The organism is Actinomadura sp. RB99 (assembly GCF_014706005.1).
Lineage (GTDB): Bacteria > Actinomycetota > Actinomycetes > Streptosporangiales > Streptosporangiaceae > Spirillospora.
In genome coordinates this window covers 201,226-227,385 of the sequence record NZ_JABMCA010000006.1, presented here as the reverse complement: position 1 = coordinate 227,385, position 26,160 = coordinate 201,226, and the positions used below count along the sequence as shown (strand labels likewise).

Annotated in this window: 23 protein-coding genes and 3 tRNA genes; 12 read left to right on the top strand and 14 right to left on the bottom strand. The window is 74.5% G+C overall.

Annotation, left to right across the window (positions count from 1 at the left end; all coding sequences use genetic code 11):
• Positions 1-82: 82 nt before the first annotated feature.
• From amrb99_RS08575 to amrb99_RS08555, 5 genes are all read right to left on the bottom strand, one after another.
• Positions 83-1,675: a Na+/H+ antiporter gene (locus tag amrb99_RS08575; RefSeq protein WP_347256599.1), complete on the bottom strand. Its 1,593-nt coding sequence runs from the start codon at positions 1,673-1,675 to the stop codon at positions 83-85.
• A 65-nt stretch (positions 1,676-1,740) separates the two neighbouring features.
• Positions 1,741-2,628 (bottom strand): LysR family transcriptional regulator, encoded by an 888-nt coding sequence (locus amrb99_RS08570; protein WP_190854386.1) that lies wholly within the window; start codon positions 2,626-2,628, stop codon positions 1,741-1,743.
• A gap of 71 nt (positions 2,629-2,699) precedes the next feature.
• The gene (locus amrb99_RS08565) at positions 2,700-4,286 is read right to left on the bottom strand and encodes an MFS transporter (protein ID WP_190854384.1); all 1,587 of its coding nucleotides are present in this window, start codon (positions 4,284-4,286) and stop codon (positions 2,700-2,702) included.
• 49 nt (positions 4,287-4,335) lie between these two features.
• Positions 4,336-4,599 carry a UBP-type zinc finger domain-containing protein gene (locus amrb99_RS08560; RefSeq protein ID WP_190854382.1) on the bottom strand — a complete coding sequence of 88 codons (264 nt, stop codon included), beginning with the start codon at positions 4,597-4,599 and terminating at the stop codon, positions 4,336-4,338.
• A gap of 32 nt (positions 4,600-4,631) precedes the next feature.
• A complete protein-coding gene (locus amrb99_RS08555) occupies positions 4,632-5,666 on the bottom strand; it encodes a GDP-mannose 4,6-dehydratase (RefSeq protein ID WP_190854483.1) in 1,035 nt (344 codons plus the stop codon).
• A 234-nt stretch (positions 5,667-5,900) separates the two neighbouring features.
• Between amrb99_RS08555 and folP the strand changes: the two genes are divergently transcribed.
• Positions 5,901-6,743, top strand: coding sequence for a dihydropteroate synthase (gene folP / locus amrb99_RS08550; protein WP_190854380.1), 843 nt, complete (start codon positions 5,901-5,903; stop codon positions 6,741-6,743).
• Positions 6,744-6,986: 243 nt separating this feature from the next.
• On the opposite strand, the gene amrb99_RS08545 is transcribed toward folP, so the two are convergent.
• Positions 6,987-7,544: a CGNR zinc finger domain-containing protein gene (locus amrb99_RS08545; RefSeq protein ID WP_190854378.1), complete on the bottom strand. Its 558-nt coding sequence runs from the start codon at positions 7,542-7,544 to the stop codon at positions 6,987-6,989.
• Positions 7,545-7,831: 287 nt separating this feature from the next.
• Between amrb99_RS08545 and amrb99_RS08540 the strand changes: the two genes are divergently transcribed.
• A complete protein-coding gene (locus amrb99_RS08540) occupies positions 7,832-9,409 on the top strand; it encodes a Na+/H+ antiporter (RefSeq protein ID WP_190854376.1) in 1,578 nt (525 codons plus the stop codon).
• 14 nt (positions 9,410-9,423) lie between these two features.
• On the opposite strand, the gene amrb99_RS08535 is transcribed toward amrb99_RS08540, so the two are convergent.
• A complete protein-coding gene (locus amrb99_RS08535; RefSeq protein ID WP_190854373.1) occupies positions 9,424-9,996 on the bottom strand; it encodes a hypothetical protein in 573 nt (190 codons plus the stop codon).
• Positions 9,997-10,321: 325 nt separating this feature from the next.
• Here amrb99_RS08535 and amrb99_RS08530 point away from each other — a divergent pair.
• The 3 genes from amrb99_RS08530 (at position 10,322) to amrb99_RS08520 (ending at position 10,608) form a co-directional block, all read left to right on the top strand.
• Positions 10,322-10,393 (top strand) — tRNA-Trp (locus amrb99_RS08530).
• A 15-nt stretch (positions 10,394-10,408) separates the two neighbouring features.
• Positions 10,409-10,479 (top strand) — tRNA-Ala (locus amrb99_RS08525).
• 41 nt (positions 10,480-10,520) lie between these two features.
• Positions 10,521-10,608, top strand: a tRNA-Ser gene (locus amrb99_RS08520).
• A 127-nt stretch (positions 10,609-10,735) separates the two neighbouring features.
• On the opposite strand, the gene amrb99_RS08515 is transcribed toward amrb99_RS08520, so the two are convergent.
• A complete protein-coding gene (locus amrb99_RS08515) occupies positions 10,736-12,037 on the bottom strand; it encodes a pyridoxal phosphate-dependent aminotransferase (RefSeq protein ID WP_347256598.1) in 1,302 nt (433 codons plus the stop codon).
• A 281-nt stretch (positions 12,038-12,318) separates the two neighbouring features.
• Here amrb99_RS08515 and amrb99_RS08510 point away from each other — a divergent pair, with 281 nt between their 5' ends.
• The 4 genes from amrb99_RS08510 (at position 12,319) to amrb99_RS08495 (ending at position 16,936) form a co-directional block, all read left to right on the top strand.
• Positions 12,319-13,245, top strand: a complete 927-nt coding sequence (locus amrb99_RS08510; protein ID WP_190854369.1) for a LysR family transcriptional regulator — start codon at positions 12,319-12,321, stop codon at positions 13,243-13,245.
• Positions 13,246-13,423: 178 nt separating this feature from the next.
• Positions 13,424-14,212: a VC0807 family protein gene (locus amrb99_RS08505; RefSeq protein ID WP_347256597.1), complete on the top strand. Its 789-nt coding sequence runs from the start codon at positions 13,424-13,426 to the stop codon at positions 14,210-14,212.
• Positions 14,213-14,355: 143 nt separating this feature from the next.
• On the top strand, positions 14,356-15,528 hold the full coding sequence (locus tag amrb99_RS08500; RefSeq protein ID WP_190854367.1) for an Ig-like domain-containing protein: 1,173 nt from the start codon (positions 14,356-14,358) through the stop codon (positions 15,526-15,528).
• A 220-nt stretch (positions 15,529-15,748) separates the two neighbouring features.
• Positions 15,749-16,936, top strand: a complete 1,188-nt coding sequence (locus amrb99_RS08495; protein WP_190854359.1) for an Ig-like domain-containing protein — start codon at positions 15,749-15,751, stop codon at positions 16,934-16,936.
• Between the two features lie 60 nt (positions 16,937-16,996).
• Here the strand turns inward: amrb99_RS08495 and amrb99_RS08490 are convergent, their stop codons facing one another.
• Positions 16,997-17,506, bottom strand: coding sequence for a DUF664 domain-containing protein (locus tag amrb99_RS08490; RefSeq protein WP_190854349.1), 510 nt, complete (start codon positions 17,504-17,506; stop codon positions 16,997-16,999).
• Between the two features lie 137 nt (positions 17,507-17,643).
• Here amrb99_RS08490 and amrb99_RS08485 point away from each other — a divergent pair, with 137 nt between their 5' ends.
• On the top strand, positions 17,644-18,087 hold the full coding sequence (locus amrb99_RS08485) for a protein-tyrosine phosphatase family protein (RefSeq protein WP_190854345.1): 444 nt from the start codon (positions 17,644-17,646) through the stop codon (positions 18,085-18,087).
• Between the two features lie 1,021 nt (positions 18,088-19,108).
• On the opposite strand, the gene amrb99_RS50015 is transcribed toward amrb99_RS08485, so the two are convergent.
• From amrb99_RS50015 to amrb99_RS08460, 5 genes are all read right to left on the bottom strand, one after another.
• Entirely contained in the window at positions 19,109-20,542 is a 1,434-nt protein-coding gene (locus amrb99_RS50015; RefSeq protein WP_206699870.1) for a nitrilase-related carbon-nitrogen hydrolase, read from the bottom strand.
• An 86-nt stretch (positions 20,543-20,628) separates the two neighbouring features.
• The gene (locus amrb99_RS08475; RefSeq protein WP_347256596.1) at positions 20,629-21,312 is read right to left on the bottom strand and encodes a response regulator transcription factor; all 684 of its coding nucleotides are present in this window, start codon (positions 21,310-21,312) and stop codon (positions 20,629-20,631) included.
• Between the two features lie 4 nt (positions 21,313-21,316).
• Positions 21,317-22,375 (bottom strand): histidine kinase, encoded by a 1,059-nt coding sequence (locus amrb99_RS08470; RefSeq protein WP_190854340.1) that lies wholly within the window; start codon positions 22,373-22,375, stop codon positions 21,317-21,319.
• A gap of 34 nt (positions 22,376-22,409) precedes the next feature.
• Positions 22,410-23,771 (bottom strand): HAMP domain-containing sensor histidine kinase, encoded by a 1,362-nt coding sequence (locus tag amrb99_RS08465; protein WP_347256595.1) that lies wholly within the window; start codon positions 23,769-23,771, stop codon positions 22,410-22,412.
• Positions 23,768-24,424 (bottom strand): response regulator transcription factor, encoded by a 657-nt coding sequence (locus tag amrb99_RS08460; RefSeq protein WP_190854338.1) that lies wholly within the window; start codon positions 24,422-24,424, stop codon positions 23,768-23,770. The genes amrb99_RS08465 and amrb99_RS08460 overlap by 4 nt, the downstream gene beginning before the upstream one ends.
• A gap of 159 nt (positions 24,425-24,583) precedes the next feature.
• Between amrb99_RS08460 and amrb99_RS50800 the strand changes: the two genes are divergently transcribed.
• Positions 24,584-25,120, top strand: a complete 537-nt coding sequence (locus amrb99_RS50800; RefSeq protein WP_190854337.1) for a hypothetical protein — start codon at positions 24,584-24,586, stop codon at positions 25,118-25,120.
• Positions 25,117-26,160, top strand: a complete 1,044-nt coding sequence (locus tag amrb99_RS50795) for a peptidoglycan-binding protein (RefSeq protein WP_190854335.1) — start codon at positions 25,117-25,119, stop codon at positions 26,158-26,160. Before amrb99_RS50800 ends, amrb99_RS50795 begins: the two co-directional genes overlap by 4 nt.

Here is a 26,160-nt window from a genome sequence, read left to right as displayed (position 1 = left end):
GCGTCGACCGCGACCGCGACGGCCACCGGGGCCGGCGGCCGCGCCGGCCCCGGGCGCCGCCCGGCCGGCCGCGTCAGTCGCGTCAGTCGCGGCTGAGCGCGACCTCCTCGAGGTCCAGCTCGTGCAGGACCCGGTTCAGCACCTCGTCGTCGATCCGGCGGTCGTCGCGCATCTGCACGAACACCCGCCGCTCCGCCGCCAGCATCTCCCGCCGCAGCCGCCGGTAGGTGGCCGTCGGGACCTCCTCGCCCTCCGGGCCCGTCCCGCCGCCGAGCCGCTCCCACGCCCGCAGCTGCCGGTGCTCGGCCAGCTGCCGCAGCCGCCGCACGACCGCCTCGTCGAGCTCCTCGGCCGCGTTCAGCTCCTCCAGCCGGTCCAGCGCCGCCTTCGCCGCCGCGTGCTGCGCGCCCGCCTCCGCCACCGTGTCGGTGTAGCGCTCCCGCTCGCTGCCGATGCGCAGCACCCGGATCAGCGCCGGGAACGTCAGCCCCTGCACCAGCAGAGTCCCGAGCACGGTCGTGAACGTGAAGAAGATGATCAGGTCGCGGCCGGGGAAGGGGGCGTGCGACGCCTCGAACGGGATCGCGAACGCCGCCGCGAGCGACACCACCCCGCGCATTCCCGCCCAGGACACGACGGTCGCGCCGCGCAACCCGACGTCCTCGCGGGCGCGCTGCCGGCGCGACAGGAGCCGCGGCAGCCGGGACGCGGGGAACACCCAGACGAACCGGGCCGCGACCGTCACCGCGAAGATCGCCACCGCCCACCAGGTCAGCTCCGGCCAGCCGTGCCCGGACACCCCGTCCACCACCGGCGGCAGCTGCAGCCCGATCAGCAGGAACACCACCGACTCCAGGACGAAGACGACGACCTTCCAGAACGAGTGCCCGATCAGCCGGGTCACCGGCGCCGACTCGGTGAACCGGTGGCCGAGGTAGATCCCGCTGACCACCACCGCGATCACGCCGGAGGCGTGCACGCTCTCGGCGATCAGGTACGCCGCGAACGGCGCGAGCACCGCCACCCCGTTCTCCACCAGCGGGTCGTTCATGCGGGTGCGCAGCCAGTGCAGCGGCGGCCCGAGCAGCAGCCCGACCGCCGCGCCGGCCACCGCCGCGAACAGGAACCGCCACACCCCGTCCGCCAGCGTGAAGCCCGCGCCCGTCGCCGCGATCACCGCGACGCGGAACGCGGTCAGCGCCGTCGCGTCGTTGAACAGGCTCTCCCCGACCAGCACCGTCACCATGCGGCGCGGCAGCCCGAGCCGCTGCGCCACGCTGACCGCCGCGACCGCGTCCGGCGGCGCGACGATCGCGCCGAGCACGAACGCCGCCGACAGGGGCAGCCCCGGGACGAGCGCGTGGGCCGCGTACCCGACGGCGAACGTGGTGAACAGCACCAGCCCGACCGACAGCAGCCCGATCGACCAGGCGTTCTCCCGCATGTTGGCGTACGAGCTCTGCCACGCGGCCGAGAACAGCAGCGGCGGCAGGAAGACGTACAGGACGAACTCCGGGTTCAGCTCGAACTCCGGAACGCCCGGCACGAACGAGAACAGCAGCCCCGCGATCACCAGGACCAGCGGCGCCGGCGCCCCGCCGCGGCGCGCCGCCGCGGCCACCATCAGCGCGCCGACCGGCACGGCCAGCAGCCAGAGTGCGTGCGTCGTCTCCACGCGCAGATCATGGCACGGCCGACCGGCCACTCCGAACCCGGCGGCCGGCCGGGGGAGGGACGTGATCAGCGGGGCTCGCGCCCGCGCGGCTCCCGCCCGTCGTCCTTCGCGAAGGCCAGGAAGTCGCGGGCGGACGGCGGGAGCCGCCGGTGCGCGTGCACCAGCCCGACCAGCCGGGTGATCGGCGGCATGAACGACCGGACGGCCAGGCCGTCGGTGTCCTCCAGCTGGTTGCGGTACCACAGCACCGAGCCGAGCCCGGCGCGCACCCAGCCCAGCCAGGCGGCCCGGTCGTCGGACTCCGCGACCGGCACCGGCTTCGCGCCGGTCCGCCGCAGCACCGCGTCGACCTCCGCGCGCCGGGCGCCGCCCCGGGCCGGCAGCACCAGCCGCATGCCGTCCAGCGCGGCGGGCGGCACCGGCTCGCGGACCCGCAGCGCCGGCGGCGAGACCAGCACCATCTCCCGCTGCTCGAACGGGTGCGCCGTCAGGTCGCCGGGGACCGGCAGGTCGGTGAGCGCGAGGTCGGCGCGCCCGGCCCGCAGCAGGGCGGCGACCTCCTCCCGGCCCGCGCACCGCACCACCCGGACCCGCACCGCCGGCTGGTCCCGGGCGAACCGGGGGAGCAGCCGCCCGGTCAGCTCCGGCTCCAGCGACGGCGTGGTGGCGACGCGGAGCTCGGCGCCGCGCCCGTCGGAGCGGGCCGCCGACATCCCCTCGATCGCGTCGACGGCGTCCAGTGCCGCCCGCGCCTCACGGACCACCCGCTCGCCGACGGGAGTGAGGACCACGCCCCGGCCGGAGCGCGCGAACAGCTCCACGCCGAGCTCCCGCTCCAGCTCGCGGACGGCGCGCGACAGCGCCGGCTGCGCGACATAGAGAGCCTGGGCCGCCGACGTCATCGTGCCGTGGTCGGCGGTCGCCACGACGTAGCGCAGCTGCCGCAGATTCATGCCACGACCGTATGACAACGAACCGCTCCGGTCCTGGACATAGCCGGAATCGGCCCGGAACGGCCGCGCGGTCACGACCGCGGCGGCGCCGCGTTCCGGTCGTCCGGCCCGGGAGAGCCGGCGGGGACGGCGTCCGGTTCGGGCTGGAGCTGCGGGGCGCCGACGGAGCAGTGCCGCCGGCACTCGGGTTCGACCTGCTCGCCGGTCGGCGCGCGCAGCGCGTCGCTGGACACGGTGAAGAACGTCAGGACGGCGCCCGCGGCCAGCAGCCCCGCGCAGGCCGTCATGGCGATGCGGAAGCCGTGCGAGAAGAGGGCGGGGTCGTTGTAGGCGTCGCCGGTCAGCCCGGCCAGCGGCGGGATCGCCGCGACCGCGAGCAGCCCGGCGGCCCGCGCGACCGCGTTGTTGACGCCGCTGGCGACGCCCGCGTGCCGGACGTCCGCCGTCGCCAGCACCGTCGCGGTCAGCGGTGCGACGACCGCGGCCAGCCCCAGCCCGAACACCACCACGGCGGGCAGCACGTCCCGCACGTAGGAGGAGTCCTTGTCGATCCGGCCGACCAGCAGCATCCCGAACGCGGCGACGACCAGCCCGGCGGTCATCGGCAGACGCGGGCCGATCTTCTGCGCGAGCGCGCCCGCCCGCGCCGACAGCAGCAGCATCAGCGCCGTGACGGGCAGCAGCGCGGTGCCCGCCGCGATCGGCGAGAACCCGCCGACGACCTGGAGGTTCAGCACGAACAGGAAGAACAGCACGCCCATCCCGCCGTACATGATGAACGTGACGACGTTGACCGCGGAGAACTGGCGGGAGGCGAACACGTCCAGCGGCAGCATCGGCTGCGGCACCTCGCGCCCGCCCGGCCGGACCCGCCCGCCGAACAGCCGCCGGCCCCGCCCGCGCGCCCGCTCCAGCAGGACGAACCCGGCCGCCGCGGCGACGCCCGCCACGGCGGCGACGGCGATCACGGCGCCCGGCGTGCGGCCGGCCGGCGCCTCGGTCAGCGCGTACGTCGTCCCCGCCAGGGCGAGGGCGGCCAGCGCGGCGCCGGGCACGTCGAAGCGCCCGCGGGCGGCCGGATCGACGCTCTCGGGGACGTGCCGGGCGGCGACGAGCACCACGACCACCGCGAGCGGGACGTTGAGCAGGAACACCCACCGCCAGCCCGCCGCCTCCACCAGCCAGCCGCCCGCGAACGGGCCGACCGCCCCGGCGACGCCGCCGAGCCCCGACCAGGCGCCGACCGCGCGCGGCCGGTCGTCGGACGCGAACGACGCCTGGATGATCGCCAGCGAGCCGGGGGTGAGCAGCGCGCCGCCCATCCCCTGCAGCGCCCGCGAGAGCACCAGCATCTCGACGTTCAGCGCCATCCCGCACAGCACCGACGCCACCGCGAACCACACCACGCCGATCAGGAAGATCCGGCGGCGGCCGTACCGGTCGCCGAGCGACCCGCCGAGCAGGATGAACCCGGCGAGGGTGAGGGTGTAGGCGTTGACCGTCCACTGCAGCCCCGCCATGTCGGCGTGCAGGTCCCGCGCGAGCCTCGGCAGGGCCACGTTGACCACCGTCGAGTCGAGCATCGCCACGCTCGACCCGAGGACGGTCGCCAGCAGGATCCAGCGCCCCGGCGCCGTGCCCAACCGGACGTCCGGCATCAGCGCCTCCCGCCGGAGGTCGCCCTCCCGCCCGGCTTCGCCGCCCGCATCACACGATCAGTTCGTCGGCGAAGCACCAGCGCCAGTCCTCGCCGGGCTCGAACGAGCGGACGATCGGGTGCCCCTCCTTCTGGTAGTGCGCCGTGGCGTGCCGCATGGGGGAGGAGTCGCAGCAGCCGACGTGCCCGCAGCTCAGGCAGAGCCGCAGGTGCACCCACCGGGTGCCCTGTTCCAGGCATTCCTGGCAGCCCTGCGGCGTGTTCGGCGCCGGATCCTCGAGCGGAATGGACTGCACGTGCTCACAAGTGGCCATACGGGCATCGTGCCACGCCCGCCGTCAACGGATCACCAGTGGTCGGGACTGAACGGCTCGTCCTCGGGGCGGGCGGACCCGGCGAGCAGCCGCAGGTCCGACTCGACCATCATGGTCACCAGGCCCTCGAAGTCCACCTCGGGCTCCCAGCCGAGCTGCTCGCGGGCCCGCTTCGGGTCGGCGCACAGCAGGTCGACCTCCGCCGGGCGGGTGTACCGGTCGTCCAGGACGACGTGGTCCTCCCAGTTCAGCCCGGCGGTGCGGAACGCGAACTCGACCAGCTCGCGCACCGACTGGGTCTGGCCCGTCCCGATCACGTAGTCCTCGGGGGAGTCCTGGGCGAGCATCATCCGCATCGCGCGGGCGTAGTCGCCGGCGAAGCCCCAGTCGCGGCGGGCGTCGAGGTTGCCGAGCCGCAGCTCCTCGGCCAGGCCGAGCTTGATGCGGGCCGCGCCGAGCGACACCTTCCGCGTGACGAACTCGGCGCCGCGGCGCGGCGACTCGTGGTTGAACAGGATGCCGCTGACCGCGAACATCCCGTACGACTCGCGGTAGTTCTGCGTGATGTAGTGCCCGTAGCTCTTGGCGACGCCGTACGGGCTGCGCGGGTGGAAGGGCGTCTTCTCGTTCTGCGGGGTCTCCCGGACCATCCCGAACATCTCCGAGGACGACGCCTGGTAGAACCGGATCTGCTCGCTGCCGGGGGTGCGGGACGGGCTGATGCCCGAGACCACCCGGATGGCCTCCAGCATCCGCAGCACGCCCATGCCGGTCACCTCGGCGGTGAGCTCCGCCTGCTGCCACGACATCGGGACGTAGGAGATCGCGCCGAGGTTGTAGACCTCGTCGGGCCGGACCCGCTCGACCGCGGAGATCAGGCTGCCCTGGTCCAGCAGGTCGCCCGTGGTGATCTGGACGTCGCCGATGTGCTTGCGCAGCCGCGACACGTGCGGATTCGCCTGCCCCCGGACCAGGCCCCACACCTCGTACCCCAGCTCAAGCAGATGCTCGGCCAGGTACGAGCCGTCCTGTCCGGTGATGCCGGTGATGAGTGCTCGCCTGGACAGCGGATCCTCCATGGGCTGGTCGGTGCGACGCGGGGCCCACCGCGGGGCGAACCCGGGCGAGCGTGAAATATGAGGTTAGCGACCCGGTGGTGATGCTGACGAGGGAGGGCGCCGTTTGAACCGAATTTGCTTCAGGTTCGATGTCCCGGCCCCGGCGGGCCGCCCGGGGAGGCGCTTCCGGGCGCCGTGCCGCATGGCGTCCGGGCCCCCGCATGTGCCACGGTGTGGGGCATCATGACCTCTCCGGACGCCGCGCCGCTGCGGCTGAACGGGCGCGACCTCGGCCGCCACGCGATCATGGCCGTGGTGAACCGGACGCCCGACTCGTTCTTCGACAGGGGCGCGACCTACGGCTTCGAGGCCGCGCTGGACGCGGTGGACCGCGCCGTCGCGGACGGCGCGGACATCATCGACATCGGCGGCGTCAAGGCCGGCCCCGGCGAGGACGTCGGGGTCGCCGAGGAGCTGCGCCGGGTGGTGGACCTGGTCGCCGCCGTCCGGGACCGGCACCCCGGCGTGGTGATCAGCGTCGACACCTGGCGGGCGGAGGTCGGCGCGGCCGTCGCCGAGGCGGGCGCCGACCTGCTGAACGACACCTGGGGCGGCCCCGACCCGGAGCTGGCGGAGGTCGCCGCCGCGCACGGCGTCGGGCTGGTCTGCGCGCACGCCGGCGGGCTCGACCCGCGCACCCGGCCGCACCGGATCGGGTACGACGACGTGGTCGCGGACGTGATCGGGCACGTCACCGCCGAGGCCGAGCGGGCGCTCGCGCTCGGGGTGGCGCGGGAGGCGATCCTCATCGACCCCGCGCACGACTTCGGCAAGAACACCCGGCACTCGCTGGAGATTACCCGGCGGCTCGGGGAGCTGACCGCGACCGGCTGGCCGGTACTGGTCGCGGTGTCCAACAAGGACTTCATCGGGGAGGCCCTCGGCCGTCCCGTCGACAGGCGCGGCGTCGGCACGATGGCCGTGCTGGGCGTCTCGGCGCTGCTGGGCGCCCGCGTCTTCCGCGTCCACGACGTGGCCGCCGCCCGCCGCGCCCTGGACGCCGTCGCCGCCATCGCCCCCGAGTAAGCGACCGAACGAACGAAAGGCGCCCTACGCACTAAGAACGGTCCACCTCCCACGCGAGGGCGAGTGCCCCGCCCCCGGCGCGCGAGCGCGACGGCCCCGGCCCTCGCGCGAGCGCGTTATCTGAGCGGTGGGGCGATGCCGGAGGCGAGCCGCACCGCGAAGCTCGCGAAGCGAGGTCGCGCTCGCCCAAGCACGGTCAAGGGCCGAGCCGCTAGGCGAGGCCCTTGGGCCGTGATTGCAGAATCACAGTGCCGCTTCGCGCTGGCGGGCCCGGTAGGCGGCGACGTGCATGCGGTTGCCGCACGTCCGGCTGTCGCAGTAGCGGCGGCAGCGGTTGCGCGACAGGTCCACCAGCACGCGCGAGCAGTCGGGGGCCTCGCAGGTGCGCAGCCGGTCCAGCTCGCCGGCCGCCACCACGTACGCCAGCGCCATCCCGCAGTCGGCCGCCAGGTGCTCGCCCACCGGCGCGCCCGGCGCGAAGAAGTGCACGTGCCAGTCGTAGTCGTCGTGGTCGGTGAGGTGCGGGGTGGTGCGGACCTCGCCGACGATCTCGTTGATCAGCCGGACCGCGGTGGGCACGTCGCCGGTCCGGAACACCGCGTGGAACCGGTCGCGCAGCTCCAGCACCCGGGCCAGGTCGGCCTCGGTCAGCTCGCCGACGTCGCTGAACGCGCTGCGCCCGACGAACGCGCGCAGCCCCGGCAGCCCGTCGAGCTCCTCGGTGCCGGACGCGGCGGCACCGGTGTTGATCAGGTCGACGACGACGGCGAGCGCGTGCTCGGTGTCATGGGTGAAGATCACTGTGGCTCCAGTCTCGGGGGACCGGGGTCGTACTGCTCCTGGGGGGCGACCCCCAGACCGCCCCGACGAGGGCAGGACGGTCGTGCGCCCGGCAGCGCCGCCGGGGCCGGAACGCGGCCCGGCCCCCACCATATGACGACCGGCGGCCCCGGTAACGCCGACCCTGCCGGCACGGCGCAGCCGGTTCCGGCCCCACTGCCTGCGGGAACGTTCCATATCGGGCCCGGCGCCCGCGGCGGTTCCGCCGCCGCGCGCGTACCGCGCCGCGATCCGGAGAGGATCACGGCGTGGAGGGGGACCGGCTGTTCATCGTCTTCCTGGTCGTCGCCGTCGTGGTGCTGGCGGCCCGGGCGCTCTCCGGGCGCCTGCACCTGCCGGACGCCATCCTCCTGGTGCTGCTCGGGATGGGGGCTGGGTTCGTGCCCGGGCTGCCCGCCGTCGTCGCCCCGCCCGATCTGGTGCTGATGGGTTTCCTGCCGCCGCTGGTGTACCACGCCGCGTTCTTCACCGCTCCGCGCGAGGCCCGCGCCGACGCCGTGCCGATCGTCACGCTGGCGTTCGGGCTGACCACCGTCACCACCGGGGCCGTCGCCGCCACCGTGCACGCGCTCCTGCCCGGGCTCGGCTGGGCCGCCGCGCTGGCGTTCGGCGCCGCGGTCGCCCCCACCGACGCGGTCGCCGCGACGGCGGTCCTGCAGCGGCTCGGCGCGCCCGCCCGGCTGGTCACCATCCTGGAGGGCGAGAGCCTGATCAACGACGGCGTCGCGCTGACGATCTTCGGGCTCGCCATCGAGGCGATCGGCGTCGGGTTCGCGCCCGCGCACGGCGCCGTCCGGCTCGTCCAGGTGGTGCTCGGCGGCGTCGCCTACGGGCTGGTGCTCGGCGTGGTGATCCGCCGGATCCGGCGCCGCATCCAGGACCCCATCAGCCAGGTGATCGTGTCGCTGGTCACCCCGTACGCGGCGTTCATCCCGGCGGAGAACTTCGGCGCGTCCGGGGTGCTGGCGACGGTGGTGGCGGGCTTCTCCATCGGCACCCACGGCGAGGGCGTGCTGCAGCCCGCGTCCCGGCTGGCGGGCGACACGTTCTGGCGGATCCTCACCTTCCTGCTGGAGTCGGCGCTGTTCGTGCTGCTCGGCCTCGAGATCCGAGAGATCATCCGGCAGCCGGGCGGGCACACCTGGCACGAGGTGCTGCTGACCACGCTCGCGGTGTCGGCCGTCGTCATCGGCGTGCGGCTCGCCTGGGAGCTCGGCAACGGCCCGCTCGCCGGGCTGCTGCCGGGCGGGCGGCGGAGCCAGGAGGGGCTCGGGTGGCGGCAGCGGCTGGTGATCGGCCTCGGCGGGATGCGCGGCGCGATCTCGCTGGCGATCGCGCTGTCGCTGCCGGCCGCGGTCGGCCCCGACCGGGGCGTGCTGGTGCTGCTCACCGCCCTCGTCGTGCTGATCACCCTGGTCGGGCAGGCGCCGCTGCTGCCGCCGCTGCTGCGCGGCCTCGGGCTGATCGAGTCCGACAAGCGGCGGCTGGAGGTGATGACGGCGCGCAAGGCCGGGCTGCAGGCCGCCCTGACCCGGCTGGACGAGCTCACCGACGACGAGCAGGTCGACGACCAGACCGCCGAGGCGTTCCGGCAGATGCTGGAGCTGCGGCTGGAGCGCGTCCGCTACCTCATGGACGAGGAGGAGGCCGGCACCGAGGCGCCGCCGCCCAACAGCCGCAAGGTGCGCGCCGAGCTGGTCAGGGCGCAGCGCGCGAAGCTGACCGCGCTCTACCGCAAGGGCAGGATCGGCGCCGGCACGCTCCGCCAGATCAGCCGCGAGCTCGACTTCGAGGACCCGGTCGTCATCCGCCGCAGCCGCTCCTAGGGGCCGTCACGGCCTCAGCGGGCGTAGTGGGGGTCCGCCACGACGGGGTAGTAGGCGTCGGTGTGCTGCACGCGCATGGTGACGGCCGACCCCTCCAGCGTGTAGTCCGCCTTCACCTGGCGGAACATCGAGTCGCTGGCCCACGGGTTGTAGAGCCGCCCCACGGTCGCGCCGTAACGCAGGTGGACGACGTCGTAGCCGCCGGACGGCATCGCCTCCAGGGCCAGGCCGTCGGCGAGGGACACCGGGAAGCGGAACTCCGAGGGGGCGTCGGGCCCGTGGACGACCGTGAGCAGCCGCACGCCGTTGTCGGTCGTCTGCGCGACGATGTCGGTGTCGACGTCCACGCCGACGAACACCCGCAGGCTGGGCCGCAGCACCTGGGCGACCGTGTCGGCCGCCGCCACGTCGATGCCGATGTGGATCCGCTGCCCGTCCTTGGTCGGCACCCACACGCCGTCCCGCGCGCGCTGTCCCCAGGCGACGTCGGGGTTCTCCATCTCCTGGGGCTCGTTCTTCCCCCGGGCGACGAGAATCCTCGAGGCCGCGCTCATCGCGGCGGCAGCCCCGTCCCGTGCGTGCCTCATGGCGGGCCCCCTCGCCTTCTTCTTTCATCACATACCGTGATGTCACGCTTGTCCTGGGTTTCACCACGGGGGCGCCCTGCAGGAAGTCCTCGGCCTGCCGTGCCTGCCAACGGGCGGGTTCGCGGTGTTCGCCCCGTGCGTCGTTGGACCTTACACCACGCTTATACGTGCCGTACGGGCGCATATTGATCGTTCCTCTCCGTGCCCGGACCGCCACTTACCGCGCCCGGACGCGTCGCCGCCGGCCGGGCGCCGTTCGCCGGTAAATGCATTGCGAGCGGGGCGCGAAAAGGCGCATGATCGAACATGTCGGACGGAAGTGCGAAGGGGCGAGCCACCGGATAGGCGGCCGGTCTCCAAAACCGGCGGAAAGTGGGTTCGACTCCTACCGCCCCTGCTGAGCACGATCGACGGGCCTGTGGTGCAACGGAAGCACACTTCTCTTGCAAGGAAGTGATCAGGGTTCGACTCCCTGCCGGTCCACGCGGTCCCGGCCGCCGCCGGACGCTCCCCCGTCCGCGCGAGGAGGGTTGGCCGAACGGTAAGGCAGCAGTTTCGAAAACTGACGTCGAGGTGAAACTCGAAGGGGTTCGACTCCCTTACCCTCCGCCATTCACGGGGACCGCCGCGGGCGGGATGGCCGAGCCCGGCCATCCCGCCCGCGGCGGTCCCGCGGTGTTCCCGCGCAGCCCTCTTCCTTTGTGCCCGCGTCCCTTCCGCGAGGCGGACGCGGATCGTGTCAGGCGAGCGCCGCCTGCCCGGCCCGCGCGCTCTCCCGCAGATCGGCGAGCACGTCGGAAAGGCGGTCCAGGCCGCCCGCGATCCAGGGCAGCGACGCCGGGTCGGGGGAGGCGAGCGCGGCGAGCCGCTGCTCGTCGGTCTCCCCGTACAGCAGGCTCGGCGCGACCCGCAGGCGCAGCGCCACGGGCGGCTCGCCGAACGAGCTGCCGGGCAGCACCCCCACCCCGTAGCGCTCCAGGAGCAGCTCGGACAGCTCCACGGACGTCCTCACCCCGTGCCCGCGGAGCAGCGCGTCACGGAGCGGGTCGAGGTCGGGGTAGACGTAGAACGCGCCCTGCGGGGCCGGCACCCGGGCGCCCGCCGCGGCGAACCGGGCCGCGACCGCGCGGGTGACCGCCCCGTGCAGCCGCCGGCTGCGGTCGATGTGCTCGACCAGCTCCGGCGGCTCGGCGAACGCGTACGCGGCGGCGTGCTGCACCGGGGCCGGCGCGCTGGACCAGACCTCGCTGGCGATCCCGAGCACCGAGGCGCGCAGCGCCGCGCCGAACGGGCCGTCCGGCAGCCGCGCCACCCCGAGCCGCCAGCCGCCGGCCGCCAGGCTCTTGCTCAGCGCGGTGGTCACCACCGTCCGCTCCGGCGCGTACCGGGCGGGGGTCGGCACCGCGCGGCCGCGGTCGTGCACCAGGTCGCGGTAGATCTCGTCAGAGACGATCACGAGGTCGAGGTCGCGCGCGGCCGAGCAGAGCCGGCGGACGGTCTCCTCGGAGGCGAGCGTGCCGGTCGGGTTGTCCGGCAGCGTGACGATCACCGCCCGGACGGTGCGTCCGGCGGCCCGCGCGCGCACCACCGCGTCGGCGAGCAGCGCGGGACTCGGCACCCCGCCCTCGCCCGGCGGGGTCGCCACCCGGATCGGCCGGACCCCGGCCAGCGGCGCCTGCGCGGCGTAGCTCACCCAGCTCGGCGCGGCCACCACCACGTCCCCGCCGATCGCCATCAGCAACGCGAACAGCAGCGGCTTGCTGCCGGGGCCGCACACGACGGCGGACGGATCGGTCGGCAGTCCCCGCCGCCCCCAGTACCCCGCCGCCGCCGCGCGCAGGGCGGCCGACCCGGCCACCGGGCCGTAGCCGCCGCGTCCCGAGGCGGAGGCGAGCTCGCGGGTCAGCGCGGGATGGATCGGTATGCCCGCCTCGCCGAAGCCGAGGGGCAGCACCCGCACTCCCTCGCGGCGCTTGCGGGCGAGCGCCTCGTTCACCGCGAGCGTCGGCGACAGCGGGACGGCACGCGGCGCGAACGACACCGGCCGGGCCGGGCCGCCCGCCGCCGACGGGACGGAGGGAGCGGAGGGGCCGGAGGGGCTAAGGGCGGAGGGGACGGGATCGGAGGGGCTGGTCGGGCGGCCGGCCGGGCGATCGTGCGCGGGCGGGTTCTGGGCATGCATCGACGCTCCAAAGGCATGGCGAAATAACGGTGGGTGTCGGAAAGATCCCCCTGCGTGACCCGGCCGGGTTCGCTTCATGCTTTCCCGCATTCAGCATCATCACAAGCGAGTCTCGGCGATGGTGACCGTAAGCTGAGCTGATGCTGGAACTGCGCCGCCTGCGGCTGCTCGCCGAATTCGCCCGCCGCGGCAGCATCGCCGCGACCGCCGCGGCGCTCGGCTACACGCCGTCGGCCGTCTCCCAGCAGCTGGCCGCGCTGGAACGGGAGGCGCGCATCCCGCTGCTGGACCGGACGGCCCGCAGCGCGGAGCTGACCGACGCCGGACGGCGCCTGGCCGCGCGCGCCGAGGAGATCCTGAGCCTGGTGGAGACCGCGGAGGCGGAGCTGTCCGCGCAGTCCGACACCCCCATGGGCCGGGTGGTGGTCACGGCCTTCCCGACCGCCGCCGTCGCCTTCGCGCCCGCGCTGGCGCACAGCCTCGGCGACCATCCCGGGCTGACCTTCGTGCTGCGGCAGACCCGCCCGGGGGACGGCATCCGCCAGGTCCAGAACGGCGAGGTCGACATCGCGCTGATCGACGACTGGACGGGCAAGGTCCCCGACCAGTCCCCGGCGGTGCTGGAGTTCTTCCACCTGCGCCGCGACCCGCTCGTCCTGGTCGTCCCGGACGGGCACCCGATGTCGGACCCGGACCGCCCCGTGGAGCTGCAGATGCTGCGGAACGAGCCGTGGATGGCGGCGCCCCCGGGGGAGCCGTCCCGGCAGGCCGTCGAGCGGCTGCTGGACACCGTGGGGGGCGCGCGGCCCGTCCCGTGGGAGTTCGAGGGGCTGCACACGATCCTCAGTCTCGTGGCGCGGGGGATCGGCATCACCGCCGTGCCCGCGCTGGCGCTGGCCGCCGGCGACCAGGGCGTGGCGGTCCGCCGGATCCCCGAATGCACGCTGGCCAGGGAGGTGTACGCGGTGACGCGGCGGGCGAGCGTGCGCCGGCCGTCGGTGGCGGTGACGCTGCGGGCGATCTACGCCGCCGCCCGGGAGGCCCAGCCCGCCGCGCCGGAGTCCTGACCGGTTCCGGCCGCGGCTCGGCCAACTGCGGGACAAATCCGAACTAAGAGACAAATCACCTCAATAGATCGCACTGTGCTGGGAAGTCGCAGATGAGAGAGCAATCCGGCGGACGGCCTGAACACGGACGCCTCCAGGTTCGTCAAAACGGGAGGACGCACGCGGATCATCACGTACGGTGGTGCGAATCGTGACGCCGTCCCAGGCCATGCAGCAGTCCATGCACACCGATCGGGGAGCGCAGCACTCGATGGAACCACCAGCGACGACGCCGGCCGTCTCGGCGGCCGGGCCCTCGGGCGCCACGGCCGCGGCCGTGGTCGCCGAGGGCGGCGGGCACCACTTCGAACTGCCGCGGATCCGGGCGCTGCTCCTGCACGCGCTGCCGCGCTTCGCCGAGGGGGTGGTCGCGCCCGTCGCGGTGTTCTACGCCGCCCTGGCGCTGCTGGGGCTGAACGGCGCGCTCGCCGCGGCGGTCGCCTGGGTGTACGGGGGCATCGTCTTCCGCTACCTGCGCGGGCACCCCGTCTCCGGGATGCTGATGCTGGCCGCGGTCGGCGTGACCGTGCGGGCGGCCCTGGCGGCGGCCACGCACAGCGCCGTCGTGTACTTCCTGCAGCCGACGCTCGGCACGCTGATGGTGAGCATGGCCTTCCTCGCCTCCGTCCCGCTGCGGCGGCCGCTGGCGATGAAGCTCGCCCGCGACATGGTGCCGATCCCCGAGGCGTTCTTCCGGCACGACAAGGTGCACCAGTTCTTCCTGCGGATCTCGCTGCTGTGGTCGATGGTGCTGTTCGTCAACGTCGCGCTCAGCCTCTGGATGCTGTTCAACGAGTCGATCGGCACCTACCTGTGGCTGCGCACCAGCATCGTCGCCGGGCTCGGCGCGCTGGGCGTCGGCGTCTCGGTACTGGGCTTCAAGCGGCTCCTGCGGCACATCAACCGCGAGCCCGCCCCCGCGGCCTGACCCGCTCCCGGCCGCTCCGGCCGCTCCGACGGCCTTGAGCTGCGATTCCCTGATCCCGGCCCGAACTTTTCCGGGTCCCGGACCATCTTTCTTTGCACAGGCGTTCGCCGAAGCAGGGTGAGTCTTGGGACTGGGGGAGTTTCGTGGCGATCAAGGGGCGGCCGGCAGTGGCGGCGGCGGGCGGAGCGGGCGCCGTGGCGCTGCTCGCGGCCGGATGCGGCATCGGCGGCACGGGGGTGCTGTCGGCGGGCGAGTCCGACACCACGGTGACGATCACGCCGGCGAGCGGGACGCAGCGGGTCGCGCCGGACGCGGTGATCCGGGTGAAGGCGTCCGGCGGCAAGCTGGCGAAGGTCGCCGTCCAGGGCAGCAAGGGCTCGGCCGTCACGGGCGAGCTCGCTGGGAACCGCAAGACGTGGCACTCCACCCGCACGATGACGCCCGGCGCGTCCTACACCGTGACGGCGCAGGCTAAGAGCGGAGGGAAGCTCCGCACCGTGACCAGCGCGTTCACCGTGCTGACCCCGGAGCGGACGCTGTCGATCAGCGACGTCACGCCGAACCTGCCCGGGGAGAAGGTCGGCGTCGGGATGCCGATCATGCTGCGGTTCGACCGGCCGGTCGCCGACAAGGCCGCGGTGGAGAGGGCCCTGCACGTCACCCCGGACAAGCCGGTCGAAGGCGCCTGGCGCTGGATCGGGTCCGACCAGGTCGTCTACCGGACGAAGACGTACTGGCAGCCGCACCAGACCGTCCGGTTCCGGGCGGACCTGGCGGGCGTGAACGCCGGAGGCGGCGTCTACGGCGCAGCGGACGTCGCCGAGACGATCACCATCGGCGCCGCGCAGATCACCACCGGCGACATCGGCGGCCACCACATGACGGTCACGCGGGACGGCCGGAAGCTGCGGACGGTCCCGTTCAGCGCGGGCAACGGCGAGACGCGGGAGTTCACCACCACCAGCGGCGTGCACCTGCTGATGGACAAGGGCAACCCCGTCACGATGACCTCGCCGGGCCGGCAGCCGGGTGACCCGGGCTACTACCAGCAGGTGGTCGACAACGCGGTGCGGTTCTCCGACAGCGGCGAGTACGTCCACTCGGCGCCCTGGTCGGTGGGGTCGCAGGGGTCGGCGAACGTCAGCCACGGGTGCCTCAACGTCAGCCCGTCCGACGCCGCCTGGTTCTACGGCATCGCCCAGCGCGGCGATGTGCTCAAGCTCACCGGCTCGAACCGCGAGGTCGAATGGGACAACGGCTGGAGTTTCTGGCAGCTGCCCTTCGCCAAGTGGAAGGAGGGCAGCGCCCTTGGCTGACCGCGCCTTCCCGCCCGGCGGCGGTTCCGGGCGCCGCGCCGCGCGGCCGGAACTACGGACCGTGTCCGCTTGCAACGCTTTGATCTCGGACTGCCGCCAAAACCCCGGGTCATGGCGTCATCACCCAAATTTGTCGCTAATGTCACTGAGATAGACGGCGGGGTTCTGGAGGTTTGAGGTGCAGCGGAGGGTTTCCGCGGGTGTCCGGGCCGGTGCGGGGATGGCGGGGGCCGTGCTGCTCCTCACGACCGCCTGCTCGGGCGGCGAGAAGGAGCACGGCGTCCCGGTGGGCGAGCAGGGCGACTCCGCCGCTCCGCAGGTGACGATCAACCCGGGCAACGGCAACGGGAAGGCGGCGCCGGAGGCGGGCGTCACCGTCACGGCGGCGGGCGGCACGCTGCAGCAGGTCACCGTCACCCGCAAGGGCAAGCCGGTGGACGGGGCGATGGCCGCCGACAAGAAGAGCTGGAAGTCGCGCACGCTGCGCCCCGGCTCGCAGTACCAGGTCTCCGCGGTCGCCGTCGGCCCCAAGGGCAAGTCGGCCACCGTCAACTCCACCTTCACGACGCTGAAGGCGGCCAACGAGCTGGACATCGCCGACGTCTCGCCGACGAAGGGGGAGAAGGTCGGCGTCGGGATGCCGATCATCGTCACCTTCAACCGCCCGGTCGGCGACAAGAAGGCCGTCGAGCAGGCCCTGGAGGTCACGTCGACCAAGCCCGCCACCGGCGCCTGGCGCTGGGTCGGCGACACCCAGGTGATCTTCCGGACGGAGAACGGGCACTACTGGCAGCCCAACCAGAAGGTCACCTTCACCGCCAAGCTGGCGGGCGTGAAGTCGGGCAAGAAGACCTACGGCATGACCGACTTCAGCCGCAAGTTCACCATCGGTGACGCGCACATCATCAAGGCGAGCACGAAGACCCACCACCTGACCGTCACCAAGAACGGCAGGAAGGTCAAGAGCTGGCCGATCAGCGCCGGCCGGGGCGGCCGCGTGGTCAACGGCGTGGACACCTACGCCACCACCAGCGGCATCCACCTGACCATGGGCAAGGAGAATCCGGCGATCATGACGTCGGAGTGGATGGGCGTGAAGCCGGACGAGCCGGGCGGCTACAAGGAGGTCATCCCGTTCGCGGTGCGGATCTCCAACAGCGGCGAGTACATCCACTCGATGGCCTCGACGGTGTGGGCGCAGGGCCACCAGAACGTCAGCCACGGCTGCGTCAACTCCCCGCCCTCCGCCGCCCGCTGGTTCTACAACTTCTCCTACCGCGGCGACCCGGTGATCATCACCGGCACCAGCCGCAGGCTGGAGCCGGACAACGGCTGGGGCTTCTACCAGATGTCCTGGAAGAAGTGGGTGAAGGGCAGCGCCCTGGACCGCACCGTCACCACCGGCTGACGGCGCGCTGAGACGCTTCGTGGCGGCGCCCCCCGCTCGGGGGGGCGCCGCTCGCGCTTCTCAGGCGCGCTCGATCAGGCCCCGGACGTAGGCGGCCTGCCCGGCGTGCTGGAGGTCGTCGGAGATCACGCTGATCAGCCGCACCGCGAGCGTCACGGGCGGGTCCCAGGCCGTGTCGACGATCCGCTCGAGGTCCTTGTCGGTCAGCGTGCCGACGTACTCGACGGTCCGGTCGTGCACCGCGTCGTGGTAGCCGGTGAGCAGGTCCGCGGAGTCGACGCGGACGGCCGCGACCTGCCCGGGGTCGTGGCCGTAGCCGGTCTCGGCCGTCGCGAGCGGCAGCGCGAACCGGTCCGCCCAGCCGCCGGACGTCCAGACCTGCTCGGTGCCGGCGGCGTCGGCGACGTGGTCGTCCTGGACGCGGGTGAGGTGCCAGACGAGCCAGGCGATCGTGTTGGCCTCGGCGTCGGGGCGGAGGACGAGCTGGTCCGGGGTGAGGCCGTCCACGGCGTCCCGGACGACCTCCTGGATGCGGTCGAAGGCGTCGGCGAGCAGTTGCGCACTGGTCATTTCCCCGACGCTACCCGTGCGCGTCCGCTCGATGCGGGGCGCCCGCCGAACGCGGAGGGCGTCCGCTCAGAGCGGAGGGCGTCCGCTGAGAGCGGAGCACGGGGTGCGGGGCGGCGGGGCCGCGCCAGGATGGGGCGATGGTGAGCACACGCCTCGAAGACGCGACCGAACTGCCGGGCGGCCTGCTCGTCAGGGGCCGGGGGCTGCGCCGGCCCGCGCCGGGCGGCTCCGCGCCCGACTACGGCCTGTACCTCGGCTCGGGCCGGCTCCGCGGCCGCCACGACGCCGCGCTGGCCTGGCCGCACGCGTGGATCGACTGGCCGGACTTCCTGCTGCCCCGCGACCGGGAGGGCGCCGTCGCGCTGATCCGGGACCTGCACGCGCGGGCCGCCGCCGGCGAGCGGGTCGAGGTCGCCTGCGGCGGCGGCGTCGGCCGCACCGGCACGGTGATGGCCTGCCTGGCGGTGCTGTCCGGGGTGCCGGCGGACCGCGCCGTCGCCTGGACCAGAGCGAACTATCACCGCAAAGCGGTCGAGACGCCCTGGCAGCGGCGCTGGGTGCTGCGCTTCCCCCTGGAGTAGCGGCCCCCTGGAGTAGCCGCCGCTGAGCGGGTACCTGTCCCGGCATGAGCACACCCGCGACCGGCCGGAGCGGCGCCGCGCCCGACCGCGGCTTCGCCGCGGAACTGCGCGACGCGGTGACGCTGCGCTCGTTCAGCCTGGTCGTGGGCGTGCTGATCCTGCAGCTGGCGTTCATCGTGTCCTACATCGGCGCGTTCCACTCGCCGACCCCGCACCGCATCCCGGTCGCGGTCGTCGCGCCCGGGCAGGCGGCGGGGCAGGTCGCCGCGCAGCTGAACGCGCTGAAGGGCGACCCGCTCAAGGCGCGCACCGCGCCCAGCGAGCAGCGGGCCCGGCAGCTGATCCTGGACCGGACGGTGGACGCCGCGATCGTCGTCGCCCCGCGCGGCGGCACCGACACGCTGCTGGTGGCGTCCGCGAGCGGCCCCGCCGTGTCCAGCACCACCCAGCAGATCGCGGCCGGGATCGAGCAGTCCCGGCACCGGCAGGTGCGGACCGTCGACATCCGCCCGCCGGCCGCCGGGGACGGCCGCGGCCTGTCGTCGTTCTACCTGGTCATCGGCTGGATGGTGGGCGGCTACCTGGCGGCGGCGATCCTCGGCGTCGCCGGCGGCGCGCGCCCGGCGAACCTGCGCCGCACGGTCATCCGGCTGGGCGCGCTCGCGCTGTACGCGATCGTGTCCGGGCTCGGCGGCGCGATCATCGCCGGGCCGGTCCTCGGCGCCCTGAACGGGCACTTCTGGGCGCTGTGGGGCATCGGCGCGCTGGTCGTCATGGCCGCCGCCGCGACGACCGTCGCGTTCCAGATCCTGCTCGGCATGATCGGCGTCGGGCTGGCGATCCTGCTGTTCGTCGTCCTCGGCAACCCCAGCGCGGGCGGCGCCTACCCGATGACCCTCCTGCCGGCGTTCTGGCGGGCCATCGGGGACTGGCTGCCGACGGGCGCGGGGACCACCGCCGTCCGCAACACCGTCTACTTCTCCGGCCACGCGACGGCGCAGGCCCTCGGCGTGCTGGCGGGCTACGCCGTCATCGGCTCGGCGGTCGCCCTCGCCGCGTCCGCCGCGCACCTGCGATACATGAGGCTCGTCCCGGACGCCCCGGCGACCAGCAGCACGCAGAGCCAGGCGAACCAGTCGCCGAAACGCGAGTAGACGGTGCGGACGCCGCTCGCCGGGAGCGTCGCGGTGACGGAGGCGAACCCGGCCCCGCCGGTGGCGCGCCCCGCGAGGACCCGGCCGTAGGGGTCGCTGACCAGGAGCGTCCCGGCCCGCGCCGCCCGCGCGACGGTCAGCCCGCTCTCGACGCCGCGGACGAGGGCCATCCGCCCGTGCAGCCGCCCGTCGCCGGTGAAGTCCCACGCGGGCGCGTACAGCACCGTCGCGCCGCGGGCCCGGTAGCTCCGGACGAGACCGGGGAAGTCCAGGTCCTTGCAGACGGCGAGGCCGCGGCCGGGAGAGAGGAAGGCGAACTCCGAGCCCGGCGCCAGGCCGTCCTCCAGCCCGGGGATCAGGTGCCGCTTGGCGTAGCGGACGGGCGCGCCGCCGTCCGCGCGGATCCCGAGCGCGACGTTGCGCGCGGTTCCCCCGGTCGTCAGGACGAGCCCGACGACGATGTCCTCGCGGCGTTCGGCGGCGAGCCGCCCCAGCGGTCCGGTGAGCGCGGGCAGGGCCGCCTCGTCCGCGGCGAAGGTCTTCTCCGGCAGGACGACCGTGCCGGCGGGCGGCGTCGCGCGGATCGCGGCGACGTAGCGGCTCAGCAGCTCGCGGCCCTGCGGCGTGGCGAGGTCGATCGTGTCGTCGGGACGGTCGGTGTCGAGCAGCGTGACGGCCGCCCGCGACGGGTCGTGGGGCTGCCGGAGCCGCCAGCCGCCGTAGGCCAGCGGGAGGACGAGGACGAGCGCGCCGGCGAGCAGCACCCGCCACCGCCGCACGGTGCCGGGCGCGGCGGCCGCCGCGACGGCGGCGGGCACGCCCATGACGAGGAACGTGATCCCCCACGGGCCGGTCAGCGACGCGGTCTGCACGACCGGCGGGACGTCCGCCTGCGTGTAGGCCAGGCTCAGCCACGCGCCGTGCGGGGCGGCCACCGACAGCGCGTACTCCAGCGCCGCCCAGCCCGCCGGGACGGTCAGCGCCGCGAGGAGCGGGAGCCCGCGCAGCAGCAGCCGCCGGAAGGCGAGCGCGAGCAGGCCGAACACCAGCGCGGTGCCGACGATGATCCCGGCCGCCGCGGGCGGCGGCATCTCCAGGGTGCCGAGGTAGTAGGGCCACATCCGGCTCTGCCCGGCGAGCCAGGCGAGGGACGCGGCGGCGAACGCGGCCCGCCCGCCGGCCCGGGGCGCGAGCCACAGGACGGGCAGCGGGCCGAACCAGGTGAGCCAGGCGACCGGGTGCAGCCCGGTGCCGAGCAGCAGCAGGACGGACGACAGCAGCGTCGAGACGATGGCGGTCATGGAACGAGCGTCGGCCGGGCGGGCCGTCCGCCGCGTCGCCGGGACGAGTGAAACCCCGCCTCACTCCTCCGGAGCCGCTCCGCCCGTCAGTCCGCGGGGTCGCCCGGGACGACCAGCCCGGACTCGTAGGCGAACACGACCGCCTGCACCCGGTCCCGCAGCCCGAGCTTGCCCAGCACGTGGCTGACGTGCGACTTCACGGTGTGCTCGGAGACGACCATCGCCTCGGCGATCTCCGCGTTGGACCGGCCCCGCGCCACCTGCCGCAGCGTCGCGGCCTCCCGCTCGGTCAGCCCGGCGAGCCGTGCCGCGAGCCGCGGGACGACGCCGTGGCCGGGCCGCCGCACCAGGTCCTCGACGAGCCGCCGCGTCACCGCGGGCGCGAGCAGCGCGTCGCCGGCGGCGACGACCCGGACGGCGTCCGCCAGCTCGTCGCGCCGGATGTCCTTCAGCAGGAACCCGCCGGCGCCCGCCCGCAGCGCGTCGTAGACGTGCTCGTCGGAGTCGAACATCGTCAGCACGAGCACCCGGGCGGGCAGCGTCGCGCAGATCCGCTCCGTCGCCTCGATCCCGTTCATCACGGGCATCCGCACGTCCATCACGACGACGTCGGGCCGCAGCTGCGCGGCGGCGCGCACGGCGGCGGCCCCGTCCGCCGCCTCCCCGACGACGGTCATGTCCGGCTGCGCGTCCAGGATCATCGTGAACGCGGCGCGGAAGAGGTCCTGGTCGTCGGCGACGAGGACGCGGAGGGCCGGCTCGTCCGTCACGGGCTCATTCAACCGGAAGCCGGGCCAGGACCGTGAACCCGCGCGGGCCGGGCCCGGCGCGCACGTCTCCGCCGCAGGCGGCCGCGCGCTCGCGCATCCCGGCCAGCCCGTGCCCGGACGCGGCGGGCCCGCCGCCCCGCCCGTCGTCGGCGACCTCGATCTCCAGCGCGTCCCGCCAGCGCACCGCGACGGTCACCGCGCCCACCGGCCCGGCGTGCTTGCGGACGTTGGTGAGCGCCTCCTGCACGATCCGGTACGCGGCGACCCCGGCGTCCGCCGCGACCGGGCGCGGCTCGCCGTCCACGGTCAGCGCGGCCGGCAGCCCGCAGTCGCGGACGAGGTCCGGCAGCGTCGCGAGGCCGGGCTGCGCGCCGCCGGGCGCCGCCGCGTCCTCGCGCAGCGCGTCCAGGATCGCGCGCAGCTGCGCCAGCGCGCCGCGTCCGGTGTCGGCGATCCGCGCGAACGCCTCGTCCGCCCGGTCCGGGCCGGCGAGCGGCGCCGCCTCGGCCTGCACCACCATCAGCCCGACGGAATGGGTGAGGACGTCGTGCATGTCGCGGGCGATGCGGGCCCGCTCGCCGGCGGCGGCCGCCGCCCGCTCCTGCTCCAGCCGGCGCGTCCGCTCGGCGTGCTCGGCGGCCTGCGCGCGGCGGGCCTGCTCGGCCGTCCCGAGCGCGAACGCGGCGGTGAAGGCGGTGCCGAGCAGCGGGTAGACGTCGGAGTCCTCGCCGGGCAGCACGATCGAGACGTACACGGTGGCGGCCAGCAGCGGGACCGACAGCAGCCGCAGCACCGGCCGGCTCAGCGCGGCGATCGTGTAGACGGCCACCAGCGGCCCCCACGGCAGCAGCAGCGGCTTCTGCCACACGACCAGCGCGGTCATCGCGAGGCCCACGACGAGGCCGACGCGCAGCGGGGCGCGCCGCCGCCACAGCACCGGGACGGACGCGAGCAGCGCCAGCGCCACCACCCACCACGGCCGCGCCGCCCACAGCGCCGGCGCCACGGTCGCGGCGGTGACGGCGGCGGCCACCGCCCGGTCGGCGGTCCTCGCGTCGCGCATGCCGCCAGTGTCGGGGACCGGGGCGCCGCGCACCTCACTCGCGCGAGTGAGACACCGCCTCGTCCCCGAGGAGGGGACGGCCGCCCTGGACCGGCCGCCCGCCCTGCGCGGGGGTGCCGTTCCCGGGTGCTCCGTGCCCGGACGCTCCGCTCCCGCGCACGCCGTGCGCGGCGAACGGGGCGGGCATGCGGGACGGCAGCCGGGCGGTGACGACGAGGCCCCCGCCGGGACGCGGCTCGGCCGTCACGGTCCCGCCGTGCGCGCCCGCGATCGCGCGGACGATCGACAGGCCGAGCCCCGACCCGCGGTCCGAGCGCACCCGGTCGTTGCCCAGCCGGCGGAACGGCTCGAAGATCGTCTCGATCTCGTAGCCCGGCACGGCGGGCCCGGTGTTGGCGACCCGCACCTCCGCCCAGCCGTCCCGGCCGCGCGTCGACACCCACACCTCGCCGCCCTCGCGGTTGTGCCGGATCGCGTTCTCCACGAGGTTCTGCACGAGCCGCTCGACCAGGACCGGGTCGCCGGTGGTCGGCGCCGGGCCGAGCCGCCGGTCCGCGGTGACCCCGTGCCCGCGGGCCTCCGGCGCGGCCTGGTCCAGGACGTGCCCGGCGACGTCCGCCAGGTCCAGCGGGTCCGTGCCGGCCTCGGCGTTCTCCGTCCCGGCGAGCGTGAGCAGCCCGTCGATCAGCCGCTCGTGCCGGGTGTTGACGACCAGCAGCGACTCGCCGAGCCGCTTGACGTCGTCGGTCGCGTCCGGGCGGCGGACCGCCACGTCCACCAGCGTCCGGTTGATGGCGAGCGGGGTGCGCAGCTCGTGCGAGGCGTTCGCGACGAACCGGCGCTGCCCGTCGAACGCGCGGGCGAGGCGGCCGAGCATGGTGTCGAAGGCGTCCGCGAGCTCCTTGACGTCGTCGCGCGGGCCCTCGTAGCCGATCCGCTCGGTGAGGTCGTGGCTGCGCGCCACCCGCCCCGCCGTCTCGGTGATCTTGTGGACGGGGCGCAGCGCCCGGTCCGCCAGCAGCCAGCCGAACCCGAGCCCGGCCGCGCCGACCAGGCCGAGCGCGATCCCGCCCTGCGTCAGCAGCGCGTTCAGCGTGTCGTCCTTGTAGTCGCGTTTCGCCCTCACCAGCACGCCCTGCAGCTGGCCCGGCGTCAGCGCCTTGCCCGCCTGGGGGGCGGTGACCCCGGCGGGCCCCTCCGTGAACACCCGGTCGGTGCCCCCGGTCGGCGCCGAGCCGCTGATCTCCGCCGGGCCGCCGCGCTGCGCCAGGTTGTTCTGCACCAGCAGGTACGTCAGCCCGAGCAGGACGATGCCGGCGCCGAGGAACAGGCCGGTGTAGAGCAGGGTGAGGCGCATCCGGATGGTGGGGCGGACGCGTTCGGCGAGGCGTGTCACGGGATCCGGTACCCCGCTCCCGGCACGGTCTCGATGACCTGCGGCTCGCCGAGCTTGCGGCGCAGCTTCATCAGCGTCACCCGCACGGTGTTGGTGAACGGGTCGGTGTGCTCGTCCCACACCTTCTCCAGCAGCCGCTCCGCCGACACGATCGTCCCGTCCGCGCGCAGCAGCTCGGCGAGCAGCCCGAACTCCTTGCGCGCCAGCCGCACGTACCGGCCGTCCCGCACGACCTCCTGTCGGGACGGGTCCAGCCGGATGCCCGCCCGCTCCAGCGCGGGCGGCGCCGCCGGGCGGGCCCGCCGGCCGAGCGCCAGGATCCGCGCGACCAGCTCCTCGAACGCGAACGGCTTCGTCAGGTAGTCGTCCGCGCCGATCCGCAGGCCGTCGACCCGCGCGGGAACCGCCGCCGCGGCGGTGAGCATCAGCACCCGCACCAGCGCGCCCGACTCCACCACCGCGCGGCACACGTCGTCGCCGTGCACCACCGGCAGGTCGCGGTCCAGGACGAGAACGTCGTAGTCGTTGACGCCGAGCCGCTCCAGCGCCGCGTCCCCGTCGTACACCACGTCCACCGCCAGCGCCTCCGCCCGCAGGCCCTCGGCGATCGAGTCGGCGAGCATCCGCTCGTCCTCGGCGACCAATACGCGCACCGTGCCGTCCTCCGCCTCGCCCGTCACCCTTCGGCCACAGCCTCCGGCATCGGGCGTAACGCCGGCATAACGAGTTCCGGTTACGGCGGGGTTACCCGCCGGCCGCTGGACTTGCGGTCGCCGCCGGCGTCCGCCCGGCGGCCCGGAGGAGACCGACCGATGAGACGGAACACGCTCGCGATGCTGGCCCTGCTGCCCGCCCTCGCCCTGGGGCTCCAGGGATGCGGCGGCGGGAACGACGGCGGGACCGGCGCTTCCAAGAAGGCGAGCGACGAGGCCAAGATGCGCAAGTTCGCCCAGTGCATGCGCGACAACGGCGTCGACATGCAGGACCCGAAGGACGGCCGCGTCGAGATCAGGGCGAGCGCGAAGCCCGGGGGCGGGCCGGCGCGCACCGACCCCAAGATCGAGGCGGCGCAGAAGAAGTGCGCCCACCTCATGCCGAACGGCGGGAAGCCGCGCAGGCCGTCCGCGGCGGACCTGGCCAAGATGCGCGCCTACTCCAAGTGCATGCGCGACAACGGCGTCACCGCCTTCCCCGACCCGAAGCCCGACGGCGGCATGCAGCTGCGGGTCGGCGAGGGCACCGGGATCGACCCGCAGAGCCAGACGTTCAAGAACGCCGACGAGGCGTGCAAGAAGTACCAGCCGGGCGGCGGCAAGGGCCCGCGGTTCTCCAGCGGGGGCGGGAAGTGAGCCGCAGGCGCACGGCCGCGCTCGGCGCGGCGGGCGTCGTGGTCGTCGGCGGCGCCGGCCTCGCCGCCGCCGGGCTGGGCGGCGGCGACGGCCCGTCCGCCCGGCACGGCGCGCTGCCGCCCGCGACGGCGGCGGTCGAGCGCACCACGCTCGTGGAGACCCAGAAGGTGGACGGGACGCTCGGCTACGGCTCCGCCCGCACCGTGTCCGCCCAGGGGCGCGGCACGCTGACCTGGCTGGCCGGGGAAGGGGCCGTGGTCACGCGCGGCCGGCCGGTGTACAAGGTCGACAACGAGCCCGTGCCGCTGCTGTACGGGAGGCTGCCCCTCTACCGGACCCTCGCCGACGGGACGAAGGGCGCCGACGTCCTCCAGTTCGAGCGGAACCTCGCCGCACTCGGCTACACCGGGTTCACCGTCGACAAGACCTACAGCTCCGCCACCGCGGACGCCGTCAAGCGCTGGCAGGACGATCTCGGCGTCGACGAGACCGGGAAGGTCGCGCCGGGGTCCGTGGTGATCGCGGCCGGCCGGATCCGCGTCGCCGACCACAAGGCGCAGGTCGGCGACAAGGCCGGCGGAGCCGTCCTCACCTGCACGGGCACGACCCGCGTCGTCGGCGTCGACCTCGACGTCCGGTACCAGCGGCTCGCCAGGACGGGCGCCAAGGTCGAGATCGTCCTGCCCGACGACCGGACCGCCCAGGGCACCATCACCTCCGTCGGGAAGGTCGCCGAGCAGGGGCACGGCGACGACCCCACCACCGTCCACCTCACCATCGCCGTCACCGGCCGGCGGTCGCTCGGCTCCTACGACAAGGCGCCCGTCGGCGTGAACCTGATCGCCGGCCGGCACCCGGGCGTCCTCGCCGTGCCGGTCGCCGCGCTCCTCGCGCAGGGCGACGGCGGCTACGCGGTACAGGTCGTCCAGAACGGGACGGTCCGGACGGTCCCCGTCGAGACCGGCGTGTTCGCCGGCGGGAAGGTCGAGGTCTCCGGATCCGGGCTGGCCGAGGGCATGAAAGTGGGGGTCCCCGCGTGA

What these genes read in the sequence shown, in the direction of transcription:
- amrb99_RS08570 (WP_190854386.1), bottom strand. Translation starts at nt 2,628, where the DNA reads ATGAATCTGCGGCAGCTGCGCTACGTCGTGGCGACCGCCGACCACGGC.
- amrb99_RS08565 (WP_190854384.1), bottom strand. Translation starts at nt 4,286, where the DNA reads ATGCCGGACGTCCGGTTGGGCACGGCGCCGGGGCGCTGGATCCTGCTG.
- amrb99_RS08560 (WP_190854382.1), bottom strand. Translation starts at nt 4,599, where the DNA reads ATGGCCACTTGTGAGCACGTGCAGTCCATTCCGCTCGAGGATCCGGCG.
- folP (WP_190854380.1), top strand. Translation starts at nt 5,901, where the DNA reads ATGACCTCTCCGGACGCCGCGCCGCTGCGGCTGAACGGGCGCGACCTC.
- amrb99_RS08535 (WP_190854373.1), bottom strand. Translation starts at nt 9,996, where the DNA reads ATGAGGCACGCACGGGACGGGGCTGCCGCCGCGATGAGCGCGGCCTCG.
- amrb99_RS08510 (WP_190854369.1), top strand. Translation starts at nt 12,319, where the DNA reads ATGCTGGAACTGCGCCGCCTGCGGCTGCTCGCCGAATTCGCCCGCCGC.
- amrb99_RS08495 (WP_190854359.1), top strand. Translation starts at nt 15,749, where the DNA reads ATGGCGGGGGCCGTGCTGCTCCTCACGACCGCCTGCTCGGGCGGCGAG.
- amrb99_RS08490 (WP_190854349.1), bottom strand. Translation starts at nt 17,506, where the DNA reads ATGACCAGTGCGCAACTGCTCGCCGACGCCTTCGACCGCATCCAGGAG.
- amrb99_RS08485 (WP_190854345.1), top strand. Translation starts at nt 17,644, where the DNA reads ATGGTGAGCACACGCCTCGAAGACGCGACCGAACTGCCGGGCGGCCTG.
- amrb99_RS50015 (WP_206699870.1), bottom strand. Translation starts at nt 20,542, where the DNA reads ATGACCGCCATCGTCTCGACGCTGCTGTCGTCCGTCCTGCTGCTGCTC.
- amrb99_RS08470 (WP_190854340.1), bottom strand. Translation starts at nt 22,375, where the DNA reads ATGCGCGACGCGAGGACCGCCGACCGGGCGGTGGCCGCCGCCGTCACC.
- amrb99_RS50800 (WP_190854337.1), top strand. Translation starts at nt 24,584, where the DNA reads ATGAGACGGAACACGCTCGCGATGCTGGCCCTGCTGCCCGCCCTCGCC.